An 18,057-nucleotide genomic window follows, 5' to 3' on the forward strand; every position below is an offset into this window, starting at 1 on the left:
GCCGCTGACCTGTCCGGTTGTCCGACCGGGGCCGACGCGGCCGCCCCGGGCCGGCCGGGGTGCCGCCGCCGGTCAGCGGGCGGGTGCGGGCGTGGGTGCGGTCGCGGGCGCCGTGGCCGGTGCGGCCGCCGGTGCCGTGAAGGCGCCGAGGGCGGCGACGGCGCGCGGCCGGTCGATCGCGAAGGCACTGGCGTTCCAGGACCCGCTGCTCCAGGACCCGCTGGTGCGGGGCTCGTTGGCCCGGGGCCCGTTCCGGGGCTCGTTGGCCCGGGTGTCGGGCGGGCGGGGTCCCGGCGTCCGGGGGTCGCCGCGGCGCGGTGCGGGAGGGCGGATGCCGAGCACCGCGAACGTGTACCGGCCGGGGCGGACGTCGGTGCCGGGCGGAGTGGTGAAGCGGTACACCGCGGCGCCGCGTTCCTGGTGGGCGGTGATCACGGCGCCGGTGAGGTCCGTCCAGACGGTTCCGGCCCCGGGGGCCAACGCGCCCGGGGCGAGCCGGAACTCGGCCTGGAGCGCGGTGAGCGGTTCGGTGACGGTCAGCGCGAGCAGGTGGCGGGTCCCGTCGCGGCCGAGCGGCTGGACCAGGGCCGCGCCGGTGAGCGCGAGGTCGTCGGCGCTGTCGGTGCCGCCCTTGTCGCCCTTCCCGCCGGTGTCGCCCTTCGCTCCGGTCACGTCCTTCTCGCCGGTGCCGTCGGTACCGGTGTCGGTGAGCGTTTCGCCGGTCCAGTCGTGCGGGGGCGGTGTCGGGGTGCCCGGGGCGGGGGCGAGCGGGCGGGGCGCGGTCGGCGAGGGGGAGGGCGCGGAGGTGGCCGGGGCCGTCGCGGTGGGCGTCGGCTCCTCGGCGGGTCGGCCGCCGTCGCGGGAGGCGGACCGCTCCTCGGCGGTCTGCCCGGCGGCCAGGGTGTCGGGGCCGCCGTCGGCGGTGCCGCCGTGGCCCCCGGCGGGCTCGCCGGTCACGCCGTGCCGTGGCGGCGGGCCCTCGGCGAGCGGGACGCCGGTGCGGGGCGCGGTCGGGGTGGCGGCGGGGCGGCCGGGGGTGTTCCCCGGGGCGCCGGAGCCGCTCGTCGGGTGGTTCGGGGCGGCCGGGTCGCTCGGTCCCGGCCGGGGTACGGCCGGGGTGACGGCCTCCCGGTCGGCGGTGGTGCCGGAGGCGCTCCCGCCCGCTCGGCCGCCACCGGCCGGGCCGGAGGCCGTACCCGGGGTGCTGTCGGGGCCGACGGTCGGGCTGGGCGGCGGGGCGCTGGAACCGACCCGGGCGACCCCGGCCCGGCGGCCCACGCCCTGCTGTTCGCTGAGCAGCAGGGTGGTGGCGATGCTGATGCCCACGACGGTGGACATCGCCATCGCGGCGCCGGAGAAGCGCAGGGTGGGCAGTCGCAGGCGGCCGCCGAACGGGCCGGGCCGTCCGTGTCGGCCGTGCCTGGTGCGCTGGCGGTCGTGCGGGTACGCCGTGTCCTGCCCGGTGTCCTCGGACGGACCCACCGGACCCCTCCCTCCCCTGAAGTCGCCGTTGCGGTCGCCGCATTCTCCCACGTGCCGACGGCGGCGCCGGTGCCGCCGACGGTCCGGTCGGCCGCCGGGCGGACCGGTTCGGCCGGGATCCGATCGGGGCGCGCCCGCCGGGCCGCGTCCGGCTCCGGCCCGAATGTCCCCCCGGGGCCACGCGTGCGGAGTCCGCCGGGTGCGCGCGCGGGCGTGCGCCGGCAGGGGGACGAGCGTAGCAGCGGGCACCCGGGCGATGGCCAGAGTCCGGACCGAATGGATCAAATCCGTGGACAACCCTTTGACAAAGGGAAGTTGACGGTCCGTCCGACAAGAGCCGTAAGGGACCCCGGGAGCCTGCGGGGATTATTGCAACCCCCTTGCAACCCTTGCCGGTCCGTCGCGCGGTGACGCAGTCTGAAGGGCATCCCACGCCGCCCCGGAGAGACCGTCATGCCGCCCGACCCGCTGTCAGCACCCTCCAGTGCCCCCCTCGCCGCTACCCCCACGGGCGGCGATGAGGCAGGCTCCACCGCCGCTCCGGCGGCGGTGGAGGAGGTGCTGCCCCTGCGGATCTCGTTGGGCGAGGAGGTGGTCGGAGAGGTCCGTACGCGGTTCCGGTTCGACGCCGCGCGCCCGTACGAGGTGCTGCTGACGTTCCACCTGGGGCGGCCGGACGAGGCCGACTGGGTGTTCTCGCGCGAACTGCTGCGCGACGGCCTGCGCTCGTTGAGCGGTCAGGGCGACGTCAAGCTGTGGCCGGCCTACTGTCCGTGCCACGGCTCGACGTTGCACCTGGCGCTGGAATCGCCCCACGGCAGCGCCCTGTTGGAGGTCTCCAGGCCGAAGGTCCGGGCCTGGCTGGACCGGACGTACGCGCTGGTCTCGGAGGAGGCGGAGCGGGCCCACGGGCCGAGCGACGACGAGTTGTCCGAGCTGCTGTCCGGCGGCCGCTGAGCCCCGGGCGGCTGCCCCGGCCCGACGGACGGGGCCCGGGCGGACGGCCTCGGACGGAGGGGCCTCGGGCCCTCGGGGCTTTGCAGGACGGGGCTTTGCAGGACGGCGCCCGGGCGAGTGGTCCTCGAACGAACGGTCTCCGGACGAACAGTGCCCGAACGGGCGGCGGGCCGACGGCCGGTGGTGCCCGTCCGGACGGCGCTCAGGCCGGCGGCAGCGGGAGTCGGCCGGTCCGCGGCGCGGGCAGCTGGCCCGGCGGGGGCGGGGCGCCGGGGAGTCGCACGGTGCCGCCCGCGAGGCCCGCGCGGAGCCGGCGCACGGCCGGGCCCGAGGAGGACGGCAGCAGGTCGTAGGGGTCGTCCGGTCCGGCCACGCCGACCAGGACCGATTCGGCGAAGCGGTACGGCCGGTGGGCCAGCAGACCGCCCAGGTGGCGGCGGAGCCGGGACAGTTCGGCCCGGACCGTCACCGTCCTGGCCGGGTCCCCGAACAGCGCGTCGGCCAACTGGGCCGCGCTGAGGCCGTTCCGCTCGGTGGCGAGCAGGAGCAGCAGTTCGGCGTGGCGGGGGCTGAGCGCGTGCGACCAGCTGCCGGCCGCGCCGTGCACCGACAGTGCGGGGCTGCCGGCGCGGCGCAGGTCGAGCCGGACCCGTGCGCCTTCGGCCTGCTCGGCGAGCAGCCCGCCGAGGCCGGAGAGCCCGCCGGTGTCGTCGGTGTCGTCGGGACGGCCGGGGGCGTCCGGACCGCCGGTCGGCGCCGGCGCGGTGTCCCGGGGCAGCACCGGGCGGACCAGCCAGCCGTCGGCGAGCGGCTCGATCACGCACTCGCCCAGGCTCGGCAGCCAGTGCACGGCGGTGGTGCTCCAGCCCTCGGCGGGCAGTCGCAGCCGGGCCGGTGGTGGCAGGCCCGCCGCGGCGGCCGTCCAGCCGGCCGCGTCGACGACCAGGGCGGGCCCGTTCACCCGGGCCAGCATCGGGGCGGCGAGGGTGCGCAGGTGGTGCAGTGATTCGAGGCGGCGGGCGCGCAGCTCGGTCTCGGCGAGCTTGGCGGCGGTGGCGGTCAGCTGGAGCAGGTAGGGGCGGACGGAGTGGGCCGGGCCGCTGAGGTTGATCGCGCCGATCAGTCGGCCGGTGCCGGGGTCGTGCACGGGGGCGGCGACGCAGGTCCAGGAGTGGTGGCTGCGCAGGTAGTGCTCGGCCGAGTGCACCTGCATCGGGCGCTGGGCGCGCAGGGCGGCGGCGATCCCGTTGGTGCCGACGCTCTCCTCGATCCACCGGGCGCCGGTGAGGAAGCCGATCCGGTCGGCGCTGCGGCGCAGGCCGCGCTCGCCCTCCTGCCAGAGGATGTGGCCGTCCGCGTCGGCGATGGCGAGGATCAGCGGGGGCTGGCCGGGCTGTTCCAGCAGGGTGCCGCGGAGGACGGGGAGCAGCGGGTCGAGGCCGCTGGTGCGGCGTCGGCGTTCGATCTCGGCGGGGCCGAGGTGGACGGCGGCGGCGCCGGCGTCGGGGTCGAGGCCGAGGCGGCGCAGGCGTTCCCAGGAGTCGCCGATCTCGGGGCGGGGCTGGAAGAGCGAGGGGTCGTCGGGGGCGGTGTCGCGGGCGGCGGCGCGGGCGGCGGCCTCGGCGAGGGCGCGCTCGTGGACCTTGGCCAGTTCCGCCGCGGTCTGCGGCGTACGACGTTCGGGTCGTCGGGTCTGCCGTCCTGGCTGCCGCACTCGGTTCGCTCCTCGCCGCCGTTCGAGGGCGCGCCGGAGCCGACGCGCTGACGAAAGAGTACGGGCGCCACCCGTTCCTGGGGATGGGGTCTGCCAACTCGGAATACCCCGCGGTATGCCGGTGGGCATGCCAAGGGGCGGGGCGGTCCGGCCGGGGGCCGCGAGGGGCTCGGCGAGGGCTTCGGCGGAGGCTTCGGCGGGTGCGGCGAGGGGGCGTGAGCGGTGGGCGGGTACCCGGTTCCGGGGCGGTCGGGGCGGGCGGCGGCAAGCGGGCGCGCCGGGCCCGCGGGGTGCGCGCCCGGCGCACGGGTGCGCAGGAGGGGCGCGTGTCCGGATGCTGGTCATGGCGGCCGGTGCGAGGGCGGGCGGTGGTCCGACTCGGGCGCGCCCGGTATCGACCGTTGTCCGGTGCCGATCGCCGTTCTGGTAGTAGTTGTCTCTATGTTCCCGATTGTTTGCGACCTGTTCGGTGAGCGGCGGGCCGGCCGTCACGTCGGCGCCGACCGGTGACGGCAGCGGTCCGGGCCCAGATGGCCCAGATGACCCAGGCGGCCCAGGTGCCCGCGCCGCCGGTGCGCGAGCTGGCCGTCTACGACGGCAGCGGCGTCTCCGGCGGCCTGTACACCCGGGTGGTCGGCTGGGCGGACGCCGCGCCGCACTGGCTCGACCGACTGGTCGAGCTCTGGTCACTGCTCGGCCTCGGGCTCTTCGCGCTGCTGATGCTCGCCGCCTGGTGGCGGGCGCGCGACGGCGGGCCGGCGGTGATGGCCCGGGTGCTGGCCTCGGCGCCGGTCGTCCTTCTCGCCTACGCGGTGAACTCCGGTTTCAAGGGACTGGTGGAGGAGGTCCGGCCGTGCGCGCAGCTGCGGGTGCGGGACACCCTGGAGACCTGCCCGGGCGCCGGTGACTGGTCCTTCCCGAGCAACCACACGGTGATCGCCTTCGCGGCGGCCGCCGCGCTGTTCCTGGTCGACCGGCGGATCGGCGCGGTCGCGGCCGTGGCCGCCGCGCTGATGGGAGCCTCCCGGGTCTGGGTCGGGGTGCACTATCCGCACGACGTGCTGGCGGGGGCGGCGGTCGGCGTCCTGGTGGCGGTGCCGCTGGTGCTCGCGGCCGGCCGGGCCGGTCCGCTGGTGGCGCACGCCCGCACCGGTCCGCTGCGGCCGCTGCTGGGCGCGGGGGCGGCGGCGGTGGTCGCCGGCGCGGGTCGGCCGGTCGGCGTCCGGCGGGACTGAGCGGCGCCGGAATCGGCAGGCCGGACGCTGTCCCGACCCTTGTGCGGCCGGGGTGCCGGGGAGAGCATGTGAGCCGGGCGCGGCGGCCCCCGAGGGAGGCCCCCGCCCGGCTCAGTCGTGCCAGGACGCCGCGCGCCGGGCGTGCCAGTGGAGGGAAGTGCTGCCCATGCCGTACCGACTCGACATCACCCAGGGGGACTGGCCGGCCGAGGATCTCGGCAAGGGCGTCGAGGGCCTGCTGGCCGACGCGATGGTGCTCACCCTGGCGACGGCCGGCCATGAGCACGGCCCGCACGCCAACCTCGCCTTCTTCGCCTACGACGACGACCTCGTCCTCTACTTCGTCAGCGAGCGGTCCACCCGGCACAGCCATCACCTGGCCGAGGAGGCCAGGGCGGCGGCCACCGTGTTCCTGCCGCCGCCGGTCTTCGGCGAGCAGCTGCGCGGCCTCCAGCTGACCGGCAGCGCGGGCGAGGCGTGGGGGCGGCAGGCGGAGGCGGCGCTGGCCGCGTACCAGGCGCGGTACCCGGCCTTCGCGCGGGACGAGGAGGTGCGGCGGCAGTTCCTGACCGGTGGCGGGGCGGCGGCGCTGTACCGGTTCCAGGTGGAGGGACTGACGGCGGTGGACGAGCCGAAGTTCGGCCGGCGGAACTACCTGCGGGCGGCCGTGCGGCGCTGAACCCGGTGCCGACCCCGGCCGGCCCGACCCCGGCCGACCCCGGCGACGGGAACCCGGCCGGGCGTCCGCCGGGAGCGTCACGAGGCCCTGCGGGCGCCATGTTGGCTGTACAACTTTTCGGTCGGTTCATCTGCGGTCCGCCACTCGGACTCCCCTCGGACACCTGACGGCATCAGCCTGTCCGCATGAGAGTCATCGTCGTAGGAGCAGGCGTGCTCGGCACCATGCACGCCTGGCAGGCCGTCGAACGCGGCCACGAGGTCGTCCACCTGGAGCGCGAGGCGGAGGCGCGCGGCGCCTCGGTGCGCAACTTCGGCCTGGTCTGGGTCAGCGGCCGCGCGCAGGGTGAGGAACTGGACACCGCGCTGCGGGCCCGCGAACTGTGGGAGCGGATCGGTGCGCAGGTCCCCGACCTCGGCTTCCGCGCCAACGGCTCGCTCACCGCGATCCGCACCGAGGCAGAACTCGCCGTCGCCGAGCAGGCGCTGACCCTGCCCGACGCCGCCGCGCGCGGTTACCGGCTGCTCGACCCCGAGCAGACCCGGGCCGCCAACCCCGCCCTGCGCGGCAAGCTGCTCGGCGCCCTGTGGTGCGACCGGGACGCCGCCGTCGAGCCGCGCACCGCCCAGCCCGCGCTGCGCGCCGCCCTGACCGCCACCGGCCGGTACACCTTCCTGCCCGGGCGCGAGGTCCGCGACGTCGTCGGCGAGCACGCCGTCCGCGACGACCACGGCGACGTCCACACCGGTGACCTGGTGATCCTCTGCACCGGCGCCTGGCTGGGCGGCCTGGTCCGCGAGCTGGCGCCCGCGCTGCCGGTCCGCAAGGTGCGGCTGCAGATGATGCAGACCGACCCGCTGGGCGAGCCGCTGACCACCTCGGTCGCCGACGGCGACTCCTTCCGCTACTACCCGGCCTTCGCCGGCGGCGCCCTGGACCACCTCCGCGAGGTCCAGCCGCAGCCCCCGGTCGCCGCCGAGCACAAGATGCAGCTGCTGATGGTCCAGCGCCGGGACGGCGGCCTCACCATCGGCGACACCCACGAGTACGACCAGCCCTTCGGCTTCGACGTGGTCGAGGACCCGTACGACCACCTGGTCGGCGTGGCCGAGGAACTGCTCGGCCGCCCGCTGCCCCGGGTCCGCCGCCGCTGGGCCGGCGTCTACGCGCAGTGCGTCGACACCACCCGGGTGGTCCACCGCGAGCGCGTCCGCGACGGCGTCTGGCTGGTCACCGGCCCCGGCGGCCGGGGCATGACCTGCTCGCCCGCGATCGCCGAGACCACCGCCGGCCTCGCCAACCTGTAAGCCCGCCAACCCGTACGTCTGTCGAAGGAATTGAACATGTCGAACGACATCCGCCTGGTCGTCCTGGACATGGCCGGCACCACCGTGGCCGACGACGGCCTGGTCGAGCGGGCCTTCCGGGCCGCCGCCGGCTCGCTCGGGGTCGAGGCCGACAGTGCCGAGCACGCCACCATGCTGGAGCACGTCCGCGCCACCATGGGCGAGTCCAAGATCTCGGTCTTCCGCCACCTGTTCGGCGAGGAGGAGAAGGCCCAGCGGGCCAACCTCGCCTTCGAGGCCGCCTACCACGACCTCGTCGACGCCGGCCACTGCGCGGCGCTGCCCGGCGCGGCCGAGGCCATCGCCGAACTCCGGGGCCAGGGCCGCAAGGTGGTCCTCACCACCGGCTTCTCCCGGTCCACCCAGGACCGCATCCTGGCCGCCCTCGGCTGGCAGGACATCGCCGACCTCACCCTCTGCCCGGCCGAGGCCGGCCGGGGCCGCCCCTACCCGGACCTGGCCCTGACCGCGCTGCTGCGCACCGGGACCGACGCCGTCCGGCAGGTCGCGGTGGCCGGCGACACCGGCTACGACATGCTGACCGGCACCCGCGCCGGAGCCTCGGTCGTCGCGGGCGTCCTCACCGGCGCCCACGACGAGCAGCGGCTGCGGGCCGACGGCGCCACCCACGTGCTGGCGTCGATCGCCGAGCTGCCCGCCCTGCTGGGGCCGCTCGGCTGAGCCCCTCGGACCCGGGCGGGCGCGACGCGAGGCGCGCCCGCCCGGCTCGTTCGCTCCCCGTTCTACGGCCCGACCGCGGTCAGTAGGGCGGGGAGTTCGCGCATGTCGTCGAGGACGACGGTGCCCGGTCCGGTCAGCCGGGCGGCGGGGGTGAGGCCGCCCGCGTAGCCGAAGGAGCGCATGCCGGCCGCGCGCGCGGCCAGGACGCCCGGGGCGCTGTCCTCGACGACGGCGCAGGCCGAGGGCGGCACGCCCATCCGCCGCGCCGCGTGCAGGAAGAGGTCGGGGGCGGGCTTGCCGCGGGCGACCTCGGTGGCACTGAAGATCCGGCCGGCGAAGCGGTCGAACAGGCCGGTGCGGCCCAGGGTGTGGGCCATCTTCTCGTGCGAGCCGCTGGACGCCACACAGGTCGGCAGACCGATCGCGTCGAGGGCCTCCGGCAGGCCGTCGACCGGCTCCAGACCGGCGTCCACCTGCTCGGCGTGCCGGCGTACGAACTCCGCCCACCAGCGGTCGGCGGTCGCCCGGCCGAGCCGCTCGGCGACCTGCTCGTCGATCGATGCCATCGAGCGGCCGATGAAGCGCTCCACCACCTCCTCCTCGGTGAGCGGCCAGCCGAGTTCGGCGCCGAGGGCGATCTGCACCCGGGCCGCGATCCGTTCGCTGTCCACCAGGACGCCGTCGCAGTCGAAGATGACGAGCCGTATCGGCCCGGTAGGAATGATCATGGCCGCAGGATAGATCGGCGGCCCGGCCGGGGCCGGACCGCGGTGGCGTGGATACGGATCCGCCGCTCCGGTACGTTGATCGTCGGCCGGTTCCGCGACGGGGCCGGTGACGCGTGAACGGGGGAAGACATGGCCGAACTGGCCGGAAAGAACGCATTGGTGACGGGTGGTTCGCGGGGCATCGGCCGGGCGGTGGCGCGTCGTCTGGCCGCCAACGGCGCGCTGGTCGTGGTGCACTACGGCGGCAACGCGGAGGCGGCGGAGGAGACCGTGGGCCGGATCGCCGCGGAGGGCGGGCGGGCGTTCGCCGTCGGTGCCCGGTTCGGCGAGCCGGGCGCGGTGGAGCGGCTGTTCGAGGCCGTGACCGCCGGGCTGGCGGCGCACGGGGCGGACGGCCTGGACATCCTGGTCAACAACGCCGGGATCAGCTCGGGAAGTTCGATCGGCCAGGTGACCGAGGAGGAGTTCAACCGACTCCTCGCCGTCAACGTCACCACGCCGTTCTTCGTGATCCAGCGCGCGCTGACGCTGCTGAACGACGGCGGCCGGATCATCAACATGGGCTCCACCGCCAGCCGGTTCGCGGTGTCCACCCAGATCGGCTACACCGTCACCAAGGCGGCGCTGGAGTCGATGGGCCCCTCGCTCGCCAATGAGCTGGGCCTGCGCGGGATCACCGTCAACACCGTGGCGCCCGGCGCGGTGCGCACCGACATGACCGCGGCCTGCACCGGGATCCCGGAGATCGTCGCGGGCCTGGAGTCGATCACCGCGCTCGGCCGCCTCGGCGAGCCGGAGGACGTCGCCGACGTGGTCGGCTTCCTGGCCGGACCGCAGGGCCGCTGGGTGACCGGGCAGACCGTCGACGTCTCGGGCGGCACCTACCTCGGCCCGATCGCCCACGCCTGACCGCTCCGGGACGGGAGCGCGCCGGGCGGTGGACCCGCCGCCCGGCGCGCTCCTCGTCCGGGCCGGGCCCCGGGACCGGTCAGTGGCCGCCCTTGAGGTTCAGCACGACCACGCCGACGATCACCAGGGCGAGGCCGAGCCACTGCGTCCGCCCCAGCGACTCGCCGAAGGCGACGACGCCGATGCCCGCCACGGCGGCGGTGCCCGCGCCCGACCAGACGGCGTAGGCGACCGAGACCGGGATGTGCTTGAGGGCGCGGCCGAGCAGGGCGAAGGACAGCGCGTAGCCGATGCCCACGCCCACGCTCGGCCAGAGCCGGCTGAAGCCCTCGGTCAGCTTGAGGCAGCTGGTGGCGCAGACTTCACTGATGATCGCCAGGGCGAGGAGTATGTAGGGCACGGAGCATTAAACCCCGGGCGCGGCGGTGAGCCGGCCGAGGAGGTCCAGGTCCGCGTGCTCCAGGCTGTCCAGCAGGGTGACCCGGGAGCCGTTCGGGATCGCGGTGCCGGTGGACGGGACGGCGAGCACGGCGCAGCCGGCGGCGGAGGCGGAGGCGACCCCGGTCGGGGTGTCCTCGACGGCGACGCAGGCCGCCGGGTCCAGGCCGAGCCGGGCCGCGGCCGCGAGGTAGGGGTCCGGCGCGGGCTTGGTGCGCGGGGTGTCCTCGGCGGCCAGGGTGACCGCGAACCAGTCCCGGCCGATGGTGCCCAGCACCATGTCGACCACCCGGCGGGGGGAGGCGGAGACCAGAGCGGTGGGCACCCGGGCGTCGCGCAGCTCGGCCAGCAGGGCGAGCGCGCCGGGGCGGGGGACGGTCTCGGCGGCGACCTTGCCGGCGAAGGAGTCGCCGAGCCGGTCGGCCAGCTCGGCCTCGCTGAGGCTGGTGCCGCTGACCCGGTGCAGGTGGGCGGCGGTGTGCTCGATCGCCCGGCCGAGCACCTCGGGCGCGTCGGCCTCGGTGAGGGGGTGGCGCAGTTCGTCGGCGAGCTCGGCGGCGGCTTCCCACCAGAGGTGCTCGGTGTCGACGAGGGTGCCGTCCATGTCGAAGAGGACGGCGGCGGGTGGGGGAGTTTCAGGCATGGCGGTACCTTCGGTGGTGCACGCGGAGGGTGGACGGTCGGGCCGTGCGGTCCGGGCCGTGTGGGTCGGCCGGGCGGACCCGGTCGGGTCGGGTCGGACTTCGGTCGGGTCCGACCCGCGTCGGGTCAGACGCTACGCCGGTCGACCAGGACCGGGCGCTCCGGCAGGGTCAGCGCGGCGCGCGAGCCGACCGGCAGCGCGGAGGCGGCCTCGGTGGGCAGGTCGGCCTTGACCTCGGTGCCGTCGTTCAGGCGGACGGTGAGGCGGGTGACCGCGCCCAGGAAGGACGCGGAGACGACCAGGGCCACCCCGTGCGCGTCCGGGGTCAGCCGGACGTTCTCCGGGCGGACCAGTACCTGGAGCGAGCCGTCGGCGGGCAGCTCGCCGTCCACGGCGTGGCGGCGGCCGAGGACCTCGACGCCGTCGCCCGAGCGCTCGCAGGGGATGCGGCTCATGGTGCCGACGAACTCGGCGACGAAGGCGGTGGCCGGGCGGGCGTACAGCTCGGCGGGGGCGGCGCACTGCTCCAGCCGGCCGGCCCGCAGGACGGCGACCCGGTCGGCCATCGACAGTGCCTCTTCCTGGTCGTGGGTGACGAACAGGGTGGTGATCCCCAGCTCCTGCTGGAGGCGGCGGATCTCCTCGCGCAGCGACAGCCGCACCTTGGCGTCCAGCGCGGACAGCGGCTCGTCCAGCAGCAGCACGCGCGGCTGCAGGGCGAGCGCGCGGGCGAGCGCGATCCGCTGCTGCTGGCCGCCGGACATCTGGTGCGGGTAGCGGCCGGCGTGCTGCGGCAGGCCGACCAGCTCCAGCAGTTCCTTGGCGCGCTTGAGCCGCTCCGCCTTGCCGGCGCCGCGCATCCGCAGCCCGAAGGCGACGTTGTCGGCGGCGGTCAGGTGCGGGAACAGGCTGTAGGACTGGAACACCATGCCGGCGTCGCGCTTGTGCGCGGGGATCGCGGTGATGTCCTCGCCGTCGACCAGGACCTGGCCCGAGTCGTGCTGCTCGAAGCCGGCCAGGATGCGCAGCGCGGTGGTCTTGCCGCAGCCGGAGGGGCCGAGCAGGGCGAGCAGCTCGCCCGGCCGGACGGTCAGGTCGAGGCCGTCCAGCGCGGTGGTGGCGCCGAACGCGCGGCGCAGCGAGCGGAACTCGACGGTCGCGCTGCCGGGGGCGAGGGGGACGCCGGTGACGGGGGCGGTGGCCGTGGTCATGATGGGTGACTCCGGGGGGTTTCAGGAGGTGGCGGTCTTGGAGCCGCGCTGACGGCCGACGGTGGCCAGCAGGAGCAGCAGCAGCCAGGTGAGCAGCAGGCTGAGGATGGAGACCGCGACCGACATGTGGGCCTGGCTGTTGCCGACCGAGTAGATCCAGACCGGGAAGGGCTGGTACCCGAGGATCGACGCGGCGGTGAACTCGCCGAGCACGAGGGCCAGGGTCAGGAAGGAGGCGTTGAGCAGCGCGCCGCGCAGGTTCGGCAGGATCACGGTGAACACCGCGCGCGGCCAGCTCGCGCCGCAGTTGCGGGCGGCCTCGACCAGGGTGCGGACGTCCACCGCGCGCAGACCGGCGTCCAGGGAGCGGTAGGCGAGCGGCAGGGCCATCAGCACGTAGGCGATGACCAGCACCAGCGGGAAGTCCGGGTCCTGGACGAACACGAAGGTCTGGAAGAACGGGGTGTCCATCAGGTAGTCCGGGCCCCAGCGGAGCACACCGATCAGGCCGGCGGTCAGCGCGACCGGCGGGACGACCAGCGGCAGGGTGCAGAGCACGTCGATCACCGGGCGCAGCCGGGGCGCGCCGAGCCGGACCGCGATCAGCGCCGGGACCAGCAGGACCAGCAGCACCAGCACGGTGACCACGGCGAGGCCGAGGGTCAGCCAGAGGCTGTCCAGGAAGCCGGGCGCGGAGATCAGCCCGGTGTACGCCTCGAAGGAGATGCCCTTGGGCTCGTCGATCGAGAACCAGGCGGAGGCCGCGAGCGGGACCACGAAGTACACGCCGGCGAGCAGCAGCACGGCGCCGCGCCACCAGCGCACCTTGGGCCGGCGGGCGGCCTGGCGGTGGGTGGGGGCGGGGGAGGTCAGCTGAGCCATCGGGCGCTCCGGCGCTGGAGGGGGAGGTACACGGCCATCACCAGGACGGCCACCACGATCATGTTGAGGCTGAGCGCGAGGGCGAGGTTGCCCTGGCCGACCAGCACGTTGCCGGAGAGCGCGTCCGCGATCGAGCGGCTGACCAGCGGGACGGTCGCGCCGACCATGGCGGCGGCCGTGGCGTAGGCGGCGAAGGCGCTGCCGAAGAGCAGGACGAAACCGCCGAGCAGCGAGGGCAGCAGGATCGGCAGGGCGACGTGGCGCCAGTACTGGTAGGTGGTGGCGCGGTTGTTCTGCGCCGCCTCGCGCCACTGGGTCCGCAGGCCGTCCAGCGCCGGGGTGATGGTGAGCACCATCAGCGGGATCAGGAAGTACAGGTAGACGATCGTCAGACCGGTGAACGTGTACAGCGACCAGCCGTGGTCGGTCAGGTGCAGCAGCTTGGTGATCTCGCCGGCGTTGCCGAGGGTGGCGACGAACGCGAAGGCGAGCGGCAGGCCGCCGAAGTTGGCGAGCACGCCGGAGGCGGTGAGGACCGCCTGGCGCAGCCAGCCGCGCTTGGAGGTGACGACCGCCTGGGCCAGCGGCAGGCCGATCAGGGTGGCGAGCAGGGCGGTCAGCGCGGAGAGCTTGAGGCTGCTCAGCATCGCGGTGAGGTAGGCGCCCTGGACGGAGGCCGTCAGGTTGTCGAAGGTGAACTGCCCGGCGCCGTTCTCCGCGTCGCTGGAGGTGGTGAACGCGCCGATCACGATGGCGACGGTGGGAAGCCCGAAGCCGATCACGAAGAACAGCAGCAGCGGCAGGGTGGCGAGCGACGCGCCGCCGAGGCGGGCGAGCGGGCCGCGCCGCCGGGTGGGGGAGGGGGTGGTGCGTGCGGCGGTGGGCGACGCCCCCGCGCCGCCACCGGATGCGGTGGCGGCGGGGGTGGTCGGCACCGGGGTGGGAGCCGTGGTCATGAGTGCCTTGTCTCAGCCGGATGAGTGGTGTCTCAGCCCGATGTGCGGTGCGTGGCCGGGGTGGGTCAGCCCGCGATGGCCTTGGTCCAGTTCTCGGTGACGACCTTCTTGGCCGCGTTGATCTGGTCCACGGTCGGGAAGTCGGTGAACGGCTTCTCGACGGTCGGCAGCTTGGCGGCCGCGGCGGCGTCGAGGGTGCCGTCCTTCTTCAGCGCCTCGAAGGTGGCCGGGGTGGCGTAGCCACCGAGGAAGAGGTTCTGGCCCTCGGCGCTGAAGAGGTACTCCTGCCACAGGCGGGCGGCCGCCGGGTGCGGGGCCCACTTGTTGATGGCCTGGTTGTAGAACTGGGCGTAGGAGCCGTCGACCGGGATGGAGACCTTCCAGTCGACACCCTTGTCCTTGAACTGGTCGCTGTAGCCGGCGTTCAGGTAGGACCAGTCGATCGAGATCGGGGTCTCGCCCTTCTCGATGGTCGCCGGGGTCGACTCGACCGGGTTGAAGTTGCCGGACTGCTTCAGCTTGCCGAAGTAGTCGATGCCGGGCTGGATGTTGTCCAGCGAACCGCCGTTGGCGAGCGCGGCCGCGTAGACGCCACCGAAGGCCGAGCCGGACTTGGTCGGGTTGCCGTTGAGGGCGACCTGGCCCTTGTACTCCGGCTTCAGCAGGTCGGCGAAGGTCTTCGGGCAGTTGGCGATCTTCTTGGCGTCGCAGCCGATCGAGATGTAGCCGCCGTAGTCGTTGACGCGGGCGCCGGTGGCGTCCTTCATGCTGTCCGGCACCTTGTCGAAGGTGGCCACCTTGTAGGGGGCGAGGATGCCGTCCTTGACCGCCTGGAGGGCGAAGGCGCTGCCCAGGTCGACCACGTCGGGGGCGCGGTCCTGGCCCTTGCGGGAGTTGATCGCGTTGATCTCGTCCTGGCTGGAGCCGTCCGGGTTCTCCTCCTCGACCTCCAGGCCGTACTTGGCCTTGAAGCCGTCGATGATCTTGCCGTAGTTGGCCCAGTCGCGGGGCAGCGTGATGACGTGCAGCTTGCCCTCCTTCTTGGCGGCGGCGACCAGGCCGTCCAGACCGCCGAAGTCGGCGGCCGAGGTGGCGTCCTTGGCGTCCTTGGCGCCGGCCTTGGCGGCGTCGCCGGCCTTGGCGGTCGAACCGGCGGAGCCGCAGGCGGTGAGGGAGAGCGCGGCGGCGGTCAGTACGGCCGCGAAGGCGGCGGCGCGGGCGCGGTGCACGGTCACGGGGAAGTCTCCTGTAAAGGGGGCGTACTGCGAGGGGGCGTTCGCGGGGGGTCCGCGGGCCTGCGTCTCGCGAAGGGCGGCGGGCCGGCCCGAGTGAGAGGCCGGTCGTCGTCCGAGTTGACTAGCCAACTTCGCTGACGGGGGTAAGTACGCCGGAGTCCGATGACGGGAAGGTGAACGGATGGCCCAGAACCGGGGTCGGCTGCGGGAACGGTCGAATCGGATCGCCGACGGATGATCGCCGGAGTGCGATGCTTCGGGAGCGCAGCGGGATATGGTCGGGCTGTCCGCGCCGGTACGGGCTGCGCAGGACACCGCCCAGGAGGGACATTGACAGACGTGGCACTGGAGTCGGGGCGCCCCGAGAGCCGCCCGACCGGCGCCGCCGGGGCCGAGCGCGCGACCGGTTCGCTCTACCGAACGGTCGCCGCCGACCTGCGCGAGGCGATCACCACCGGCGCGTTCGGCGAGGCCGGCCGGCTTCCCGCCGAGGGCGCGCTCGCCGAGCAGTACGGCGTCTCGCGCGGCACCGTCCGCCAGGCTCTCGCCCTCCTGCGCTCGGACGGACTCGTCACCTCCCGCCGGGGCACCCGCCGGGTCGTGCTCGGCACGGCCAGGGTGCAGAGCTTCTCCGAACTGCTCAGCTTCACGCACTGGGCCTACTCGATGGGCGAGGAGCCCGGCGGCATCCTGGACGCGCTGGTCCGCCGCCCGGCCGACGCCGCCGAGCGCGACCAGCTGCGCCTCGAACCGGGCGACGAGGTCTATGTGACGGTCCGGCTGCGCACGCTCTCCGGCAAGCCGGTGATGGTCGAGCGGACCATCTACCCGCCCCGGGTCGGCGAGATCGTCGCCGAACTGCCGCCGGACGTCGTCTCGCACACCGAAGTGCTGCGCGAGCACGGCATCCTGTTCACCGACGCCGACCACACGATCGACATAGTCGCGGCCAACGCGGACGACGCCCGGCTGCTGGGCTGCCGGCGCGGCGGTCCGCTGCTGCGGGAGCGGCGCCGGACCACCGATCCGACGGGTACGCCGGTGGAGTGGTCCCAGGACCGCTACCTGCCCGGCACGGTGGCCTTCAGCATCCACAACTCGCTGGCCACGTCGGCGCTTTCGCGGCACGCGCGGGAGAGCGACTGAGTCGGGGCACGACGGCCGGACGGATCGGCCGCCTGGCCGCCGCACCGCCGCACTGCCGCACCGCCGCACCGCCGCACCGCTTCAACGGCGGTGCGGCGGTGCGGCGTTGTGCGGGCGTCCGGCGCGGGTCAGCGCATCAGCGCGGCCAGCAGCGGCCGGAAGTGCGCGAAGTCCGGCGTCACCGCGTCCGCCTCCTTGGCCTCGTCGTCCCAGCGGCGGACCGCCACCGCGTCCTCGGCGCCCGGGTGGGCGGCGAACGCGGCGGCCTCCTCCTCGGACATCGGCCCGCCCTGCACCTGGAGGGTGTACTCCGAGGCCGCGGACAGCCGGGCCCGGTAGTCCGGTTCGACCGCGCACAGGTAGCGCTTGGCGGCCACGTGCAGCCGGACCGGTTCGGCGACCTCCGGGCCGAACCAGCGGGCCAGCCGGTCGGCGCCGGTGTGGCTGTGCCGGTTGTCCCGGCCCTCCATCAGGTCCCGGCCGTGCAGCGCGCTCCGGTCGGCCGGGTCGGAGAAGTGGCCGAGGTCGTGCAGCAGCGCCGCGGCGACCAGGTGCGGGCCCGCGCCGGCCGCCTCGGCCAGCGCGCCGGCCTGCAGCATGTGTTCGGCCATGGTGACCGCCTCGCCCAGGTACTCCCCGGCGCCCTCGCCCTCGAACAACGCGGCCAGTTCGTCCAGGGCCGCCGAACGGCGCTCCAGCACGGCCAGCGAGGAGGACAGCGAGTCCAGGTCGGCGTAGCAGCCCTGGAGGTGGCGGCGGCCGTCCTGGGCGAACGCCGTCCGGGCGTGCAGCAACCGGACGTTGTCGAAGATCAGGCAGTCCCCGGGGTCGAGCCGGAACTCCAGCTGCAGCGCCGGGCGCAGGGTGATCGCGGCGAAGGCCCGGTAGGCGGCGTAGAAGGCGTCCAGCTCCGCCGCCGGGCCGCGCAGGGTCGCGATCGAGCGGTTGTTGAACCGCACCTCGCGGATCCGGCCCAGCGGGTCCACCTCGATCAGCGGCCGGTCGGCGCGCAGTTCGGTGCCCCGGTCGCGGAACACGAACGGCACCGGCGTGCGGGTCAGCACCGCGAAGTGCTCCGGCGCCTCCGCGCGCAGCAGCGCCGCCGCGTGGAAGCCGTCCACCAGGCCGGAGTCGCCGCCGGTCGCCGAGTTCTCCAGGCAGTGCAGCAGTTGGAGGGTGGGCACCGGGTCCCGGTACGGGTTGTCGCTGTGAGGGGTGATCGCGGCGCTGGTGAAGGCGAGGTTGTTCGGGTCCGGCTCGACCCGGACGTCGAACAGCGCGCCGTAGTTGGTGACCCGCACGTGTCCGAAGGTCTCCGCGACCGCCAGTACCTGCCGCTCCACCGCCGGGACGCCGCGCAGCACGGCGAAGCCGGAGCGGCGGACGGCGGCCAGCACGGCGGCCCGCTCGGCCGGGTCCGCCAGATAGGCGTCCCAGTGCGCCTCGGGGATGCCGCGGGCGAAGTCGGCGGCGGCCCAGAGCCGCTTGTCGGCCTCGGTCCGGCCGTCGCCGTCCGGGTCCTGGGTCAGCCATGCGGACGGGTAGCGCGAGCGGTGCCCGTCCGACCAGAGCACCTCCAGGTGGCCGTCCAGCTCGGCCCGCGCGGCGATCGCCAGATCGTCCGGCAGGTCGGTGATCTGGAACAGCTTCTGCCCGTTGCGCGGGTCGCGGCACTCGGCGCAGGGGCAGTTGTCGCGCAGCCAGTACGGCGACAGCTCGGCGGTGGTCATGGTCTTCTCCTCGGCGGCCCGGGGGCAGGGGTCAAAGTTGTACAGACAACTTCTCCGTCGTGCGGGAGCCTGCCCGGGGTCGGTG

Annotated in this window: 17 protein-coding genes; 7 read left to right on the top strand and 10 right to left on the bottom strand. The window is 74.9% G+C overall.

The annotated features are described in order from the left end of the window. Positions 1-72 precede the first annotated feature (72 nt). Positions 73-1,482, bottom strand: a complete 1,410-nt coding sequence (locus tag ACIQ9P_RS23510; protein ID WP_402359351.1) for a hypothetical protein — start codon at positions 1,480-1,482, stop codon at positions 73-75. Between the two features lie 453 nt (positions 1,483-1,935). Here ACIQ9P_RS23510 and ACIQ9P_RS23515 point away from each other — a divergent pair, with 453 nt between their 5' ends. Next, the gene (locus ACIQ9P_RS23515) at positions 1,936-2,439 is read left to right on the top strand and encodes an SsgA family sporulation/cell division regulator (RefSeq protein ID WP_402359354.1); all 504 of its coding nucleotides are present in this window, start codon (positions 1,936-1,938) and stop codon (positions 2,437-2,439) included. 202 nt (positions 2,440-2,641) lie between these two features. Here ACIQ9P_RS23515 and ACIQ9P_RS23520 read toward each other — a convergent pair whose 3' ends face one another. After that, complete coding sequence (locus ACIQ9P_RS23520; RefSeq protein WP_402359357.1) at positions 2,642-4,153, bottom strand: GAF domain-containing protein; 1,512 nt, start codon at positions 4,151-4,153, stop codon at positions 2,642-2,644. 530 nt (positions 4,154-4,683) lie between these two features. Here ACIQ9P_RS23520 and ACIQ9P_RS23525 point away from each other — a divergent pair. The 4 genes from ACIQ9P_RS23525 (at position 4,684) to ACIQ9P_RS23540 (ending at position 8,094) form a co-directional block, all read left to right on the top strand. Beyond that, complete coding sequence (locus tag ACIQ9P_RS23525) at positions 4,684-5,388, top strand: phosphatase PAP2 family protein (RefSeq protein ID WP_402359359.1); 705 nt, start codon at positions 4,684-4,686, stop codon at positions 5,386-5,388. 166 nt (positions 5,389-5,554) lie between these two features. Beyond that, complete coding sequence (locus ACIQ9P_RS23530) at positions 5,555-6,067, top strand: pyridoxamine 5'-phosphate oxidase family protein (protein WP_402359362.1); 513 nt, start codon at positions 5,555-5,557, stop codon at positions 6,065-6,067. 185 nt (positions 6,068-6,252) lie between these two features. After that, complete coding sequence (locus ACIQ9P_RS23535) at positions 6,253-7,374, top strand: TIGR03364 family FAD-dependent oxidoreductase (RefSeq protein WP_402359365.1); 1,122 nt, start codon at positions 6,253-6,255, stop codon at positions 7,372-7,374. 36 nt (positions 7,375-7,410) lie between these two features. Continuing rightward, a complete protein-coding gene (locus tag ACIQ9P_RS23540; protein WP_402359367.1) occupies positions 7,411-8,094 on the top strand; it encodes a phosphonatase-like hydrolase in 684 nt (227 codons plus the stop codon). Between the two features lie 62 nt (positions 8,095-8,156). On the opposite strand, the gene ACIQ9P_RS23545 is transcribed toward ACIQ9P_RS23540, so the two are convergent. Then, positions 8,157-8,822 carry an HAD family hydrolase gene (locus tag ACIQ9P_RS23545; RefSeq protein ID WP_402359370.1) on the bottom strand — a complete coding sequence of 222 codons (666 nt, stop codon included), beginning with the start codon at positions 8,820-8,822 and terminating at the stop codon, positions 8,157-8,159. Positions 8,823-8,951: 129 nt separating this feature from the next. Between ACIQ9P_RS23545 and ACIQ9P_RS23550 the strand changes: the two genes are divergently transcribed. Further along, positions 8,952-9,731, top strand: a complete 780-nt coding sequence (locus tag ACIQ9P_RS23550) for an SDR family oxidoreductase (RefSeq protein ID WP_402359372.1) — start codon at positions 8,952-8,954, stop codon at positions 9,729-9,731. Between the two features lie 79 nt (positions 9,732-9,810). Here the strand turns inward: ACIQ9P_RS23550 and ACIQ9P_RS23555 are convergent, their stop codons facing one another. The 6 genes from ACIQ9P_RS23555 to ACIQ9P_RS23580 form a co-directional block, all read right to left on the bottom strand. Continuing rightward, on the bottom strand, positions 9,811-10,131 hold the full coding sequence (locus ACIQ9P_RS23555; RefSeq protein WP_402359375.1) for a DMT family transporter: 321 nt from the start codon (positions 10,129-10,131) through the stop codon (positions 9,811-9,813). 6 nt (positions 10,132-10,137) lie between these two features. Next, entirely contained in the window at positions 10,138-10,812 is a 675-nt protein-coding gene (locus ACIQ9P_RS23560; protein WP_402359378.1) for an HAD family hydrolase, read from the bottom strand. A 125-nt stretch (positions 10,813-10,937) separates the two neighbouring features. After that, complete coding sequence (locus tag ACIQ9P_RS23565; RefSeq protein WP_402359381.1) at positions 10,938-12,023, bottom strand: ABC transporter ATP-binding protein; 1,086 nt, start codon at positions 12,021-12,023, stop codon at positions 10,938-10,940. Positions 12,024-12,044: 21 nt separating this feature from the next. After that, on the bottom strand, positions 12,045-12,905 hold the full coding sequence (locus tag ACIQ9P_RS23570) for an ABC transporter permease (RefSeq protein WP_402359384.1): 861 nt from the start codon (positions 12,903-12,905) through the stop codon (positions 12,045-12,047). Further along, on the bottom strand, positions 12,893-13,861 hold the full coding sequence (locus tag ACIQ9P_RS23575; RefSeq protein WP_402359387.1) for an ABC transporter permease: 969 nt from the start codon (positions 13,859-13,861) through the stop codon (positions 12,893-12,895). The genes ACIQ9P_RS23570 and ACIQ9P_RS23575 overlap by 13 nt, the downstream gene beginning before the upstream one ends. Before the next feature lie 65 nt (positions 13,862-13,926). After that, the gene (locus tag ACIQ9P_RS23580; protein ID WP_402359390.1) at positions 13,927-15,096 is read right to left on the bottom strand and encodes an ABC transporter substrate-binding protein; all 1,170 of its coding nucleotides are present in this window, start codon (positions 15,094-15,096) and stop codon (positions 13,927-13,929) included. A 339-nt stretch (positions 15,097-15,435) separates the two neighbouring features. Here ACIQ9P_RS23580 and ACIQ9P_RS23585 point away from each other — a divergent pair, with 339 nt between their 5' ends. Next, positions 15,436-16,242 (top strand): GntR family transcriptional regulator, encoded by an 807-nt coding sequence (locus tag ACIQ9P_RS23585; protein ID WP_402359772.1) that lies wholly within the window; start codon positions 15,436-15,438, stop codon positions 16,240-16,242. Between the two features lie 128 nt (positions 16,243-16,370). Here ACIQ9P_RS23585 and ACIQ9P_RS23590 read toward each other — a convergent pair whose 3' ends face one another. Then, a complete protein-coding gene (locus ACIQ9P_RS23590) occupies positions 16,371-17,972 on the bottom strand; it encodes a TauD/TfdA family dioxygenase (RefSeq protein WP_402359393.1) in 1,602 nt (533 codons plus the stop codon). Positions 17,973-18,057: the final 85 nt, after the last annotated feature.

Source organism: Kitasatospora sp. NPDC094019 (assembly GCF_044764505.1).
Lineage (GTDB): Bacteria > Actinomycetota > Actinomycetes > Streptomycetales > Streptomycetaceae > Kitasatospora.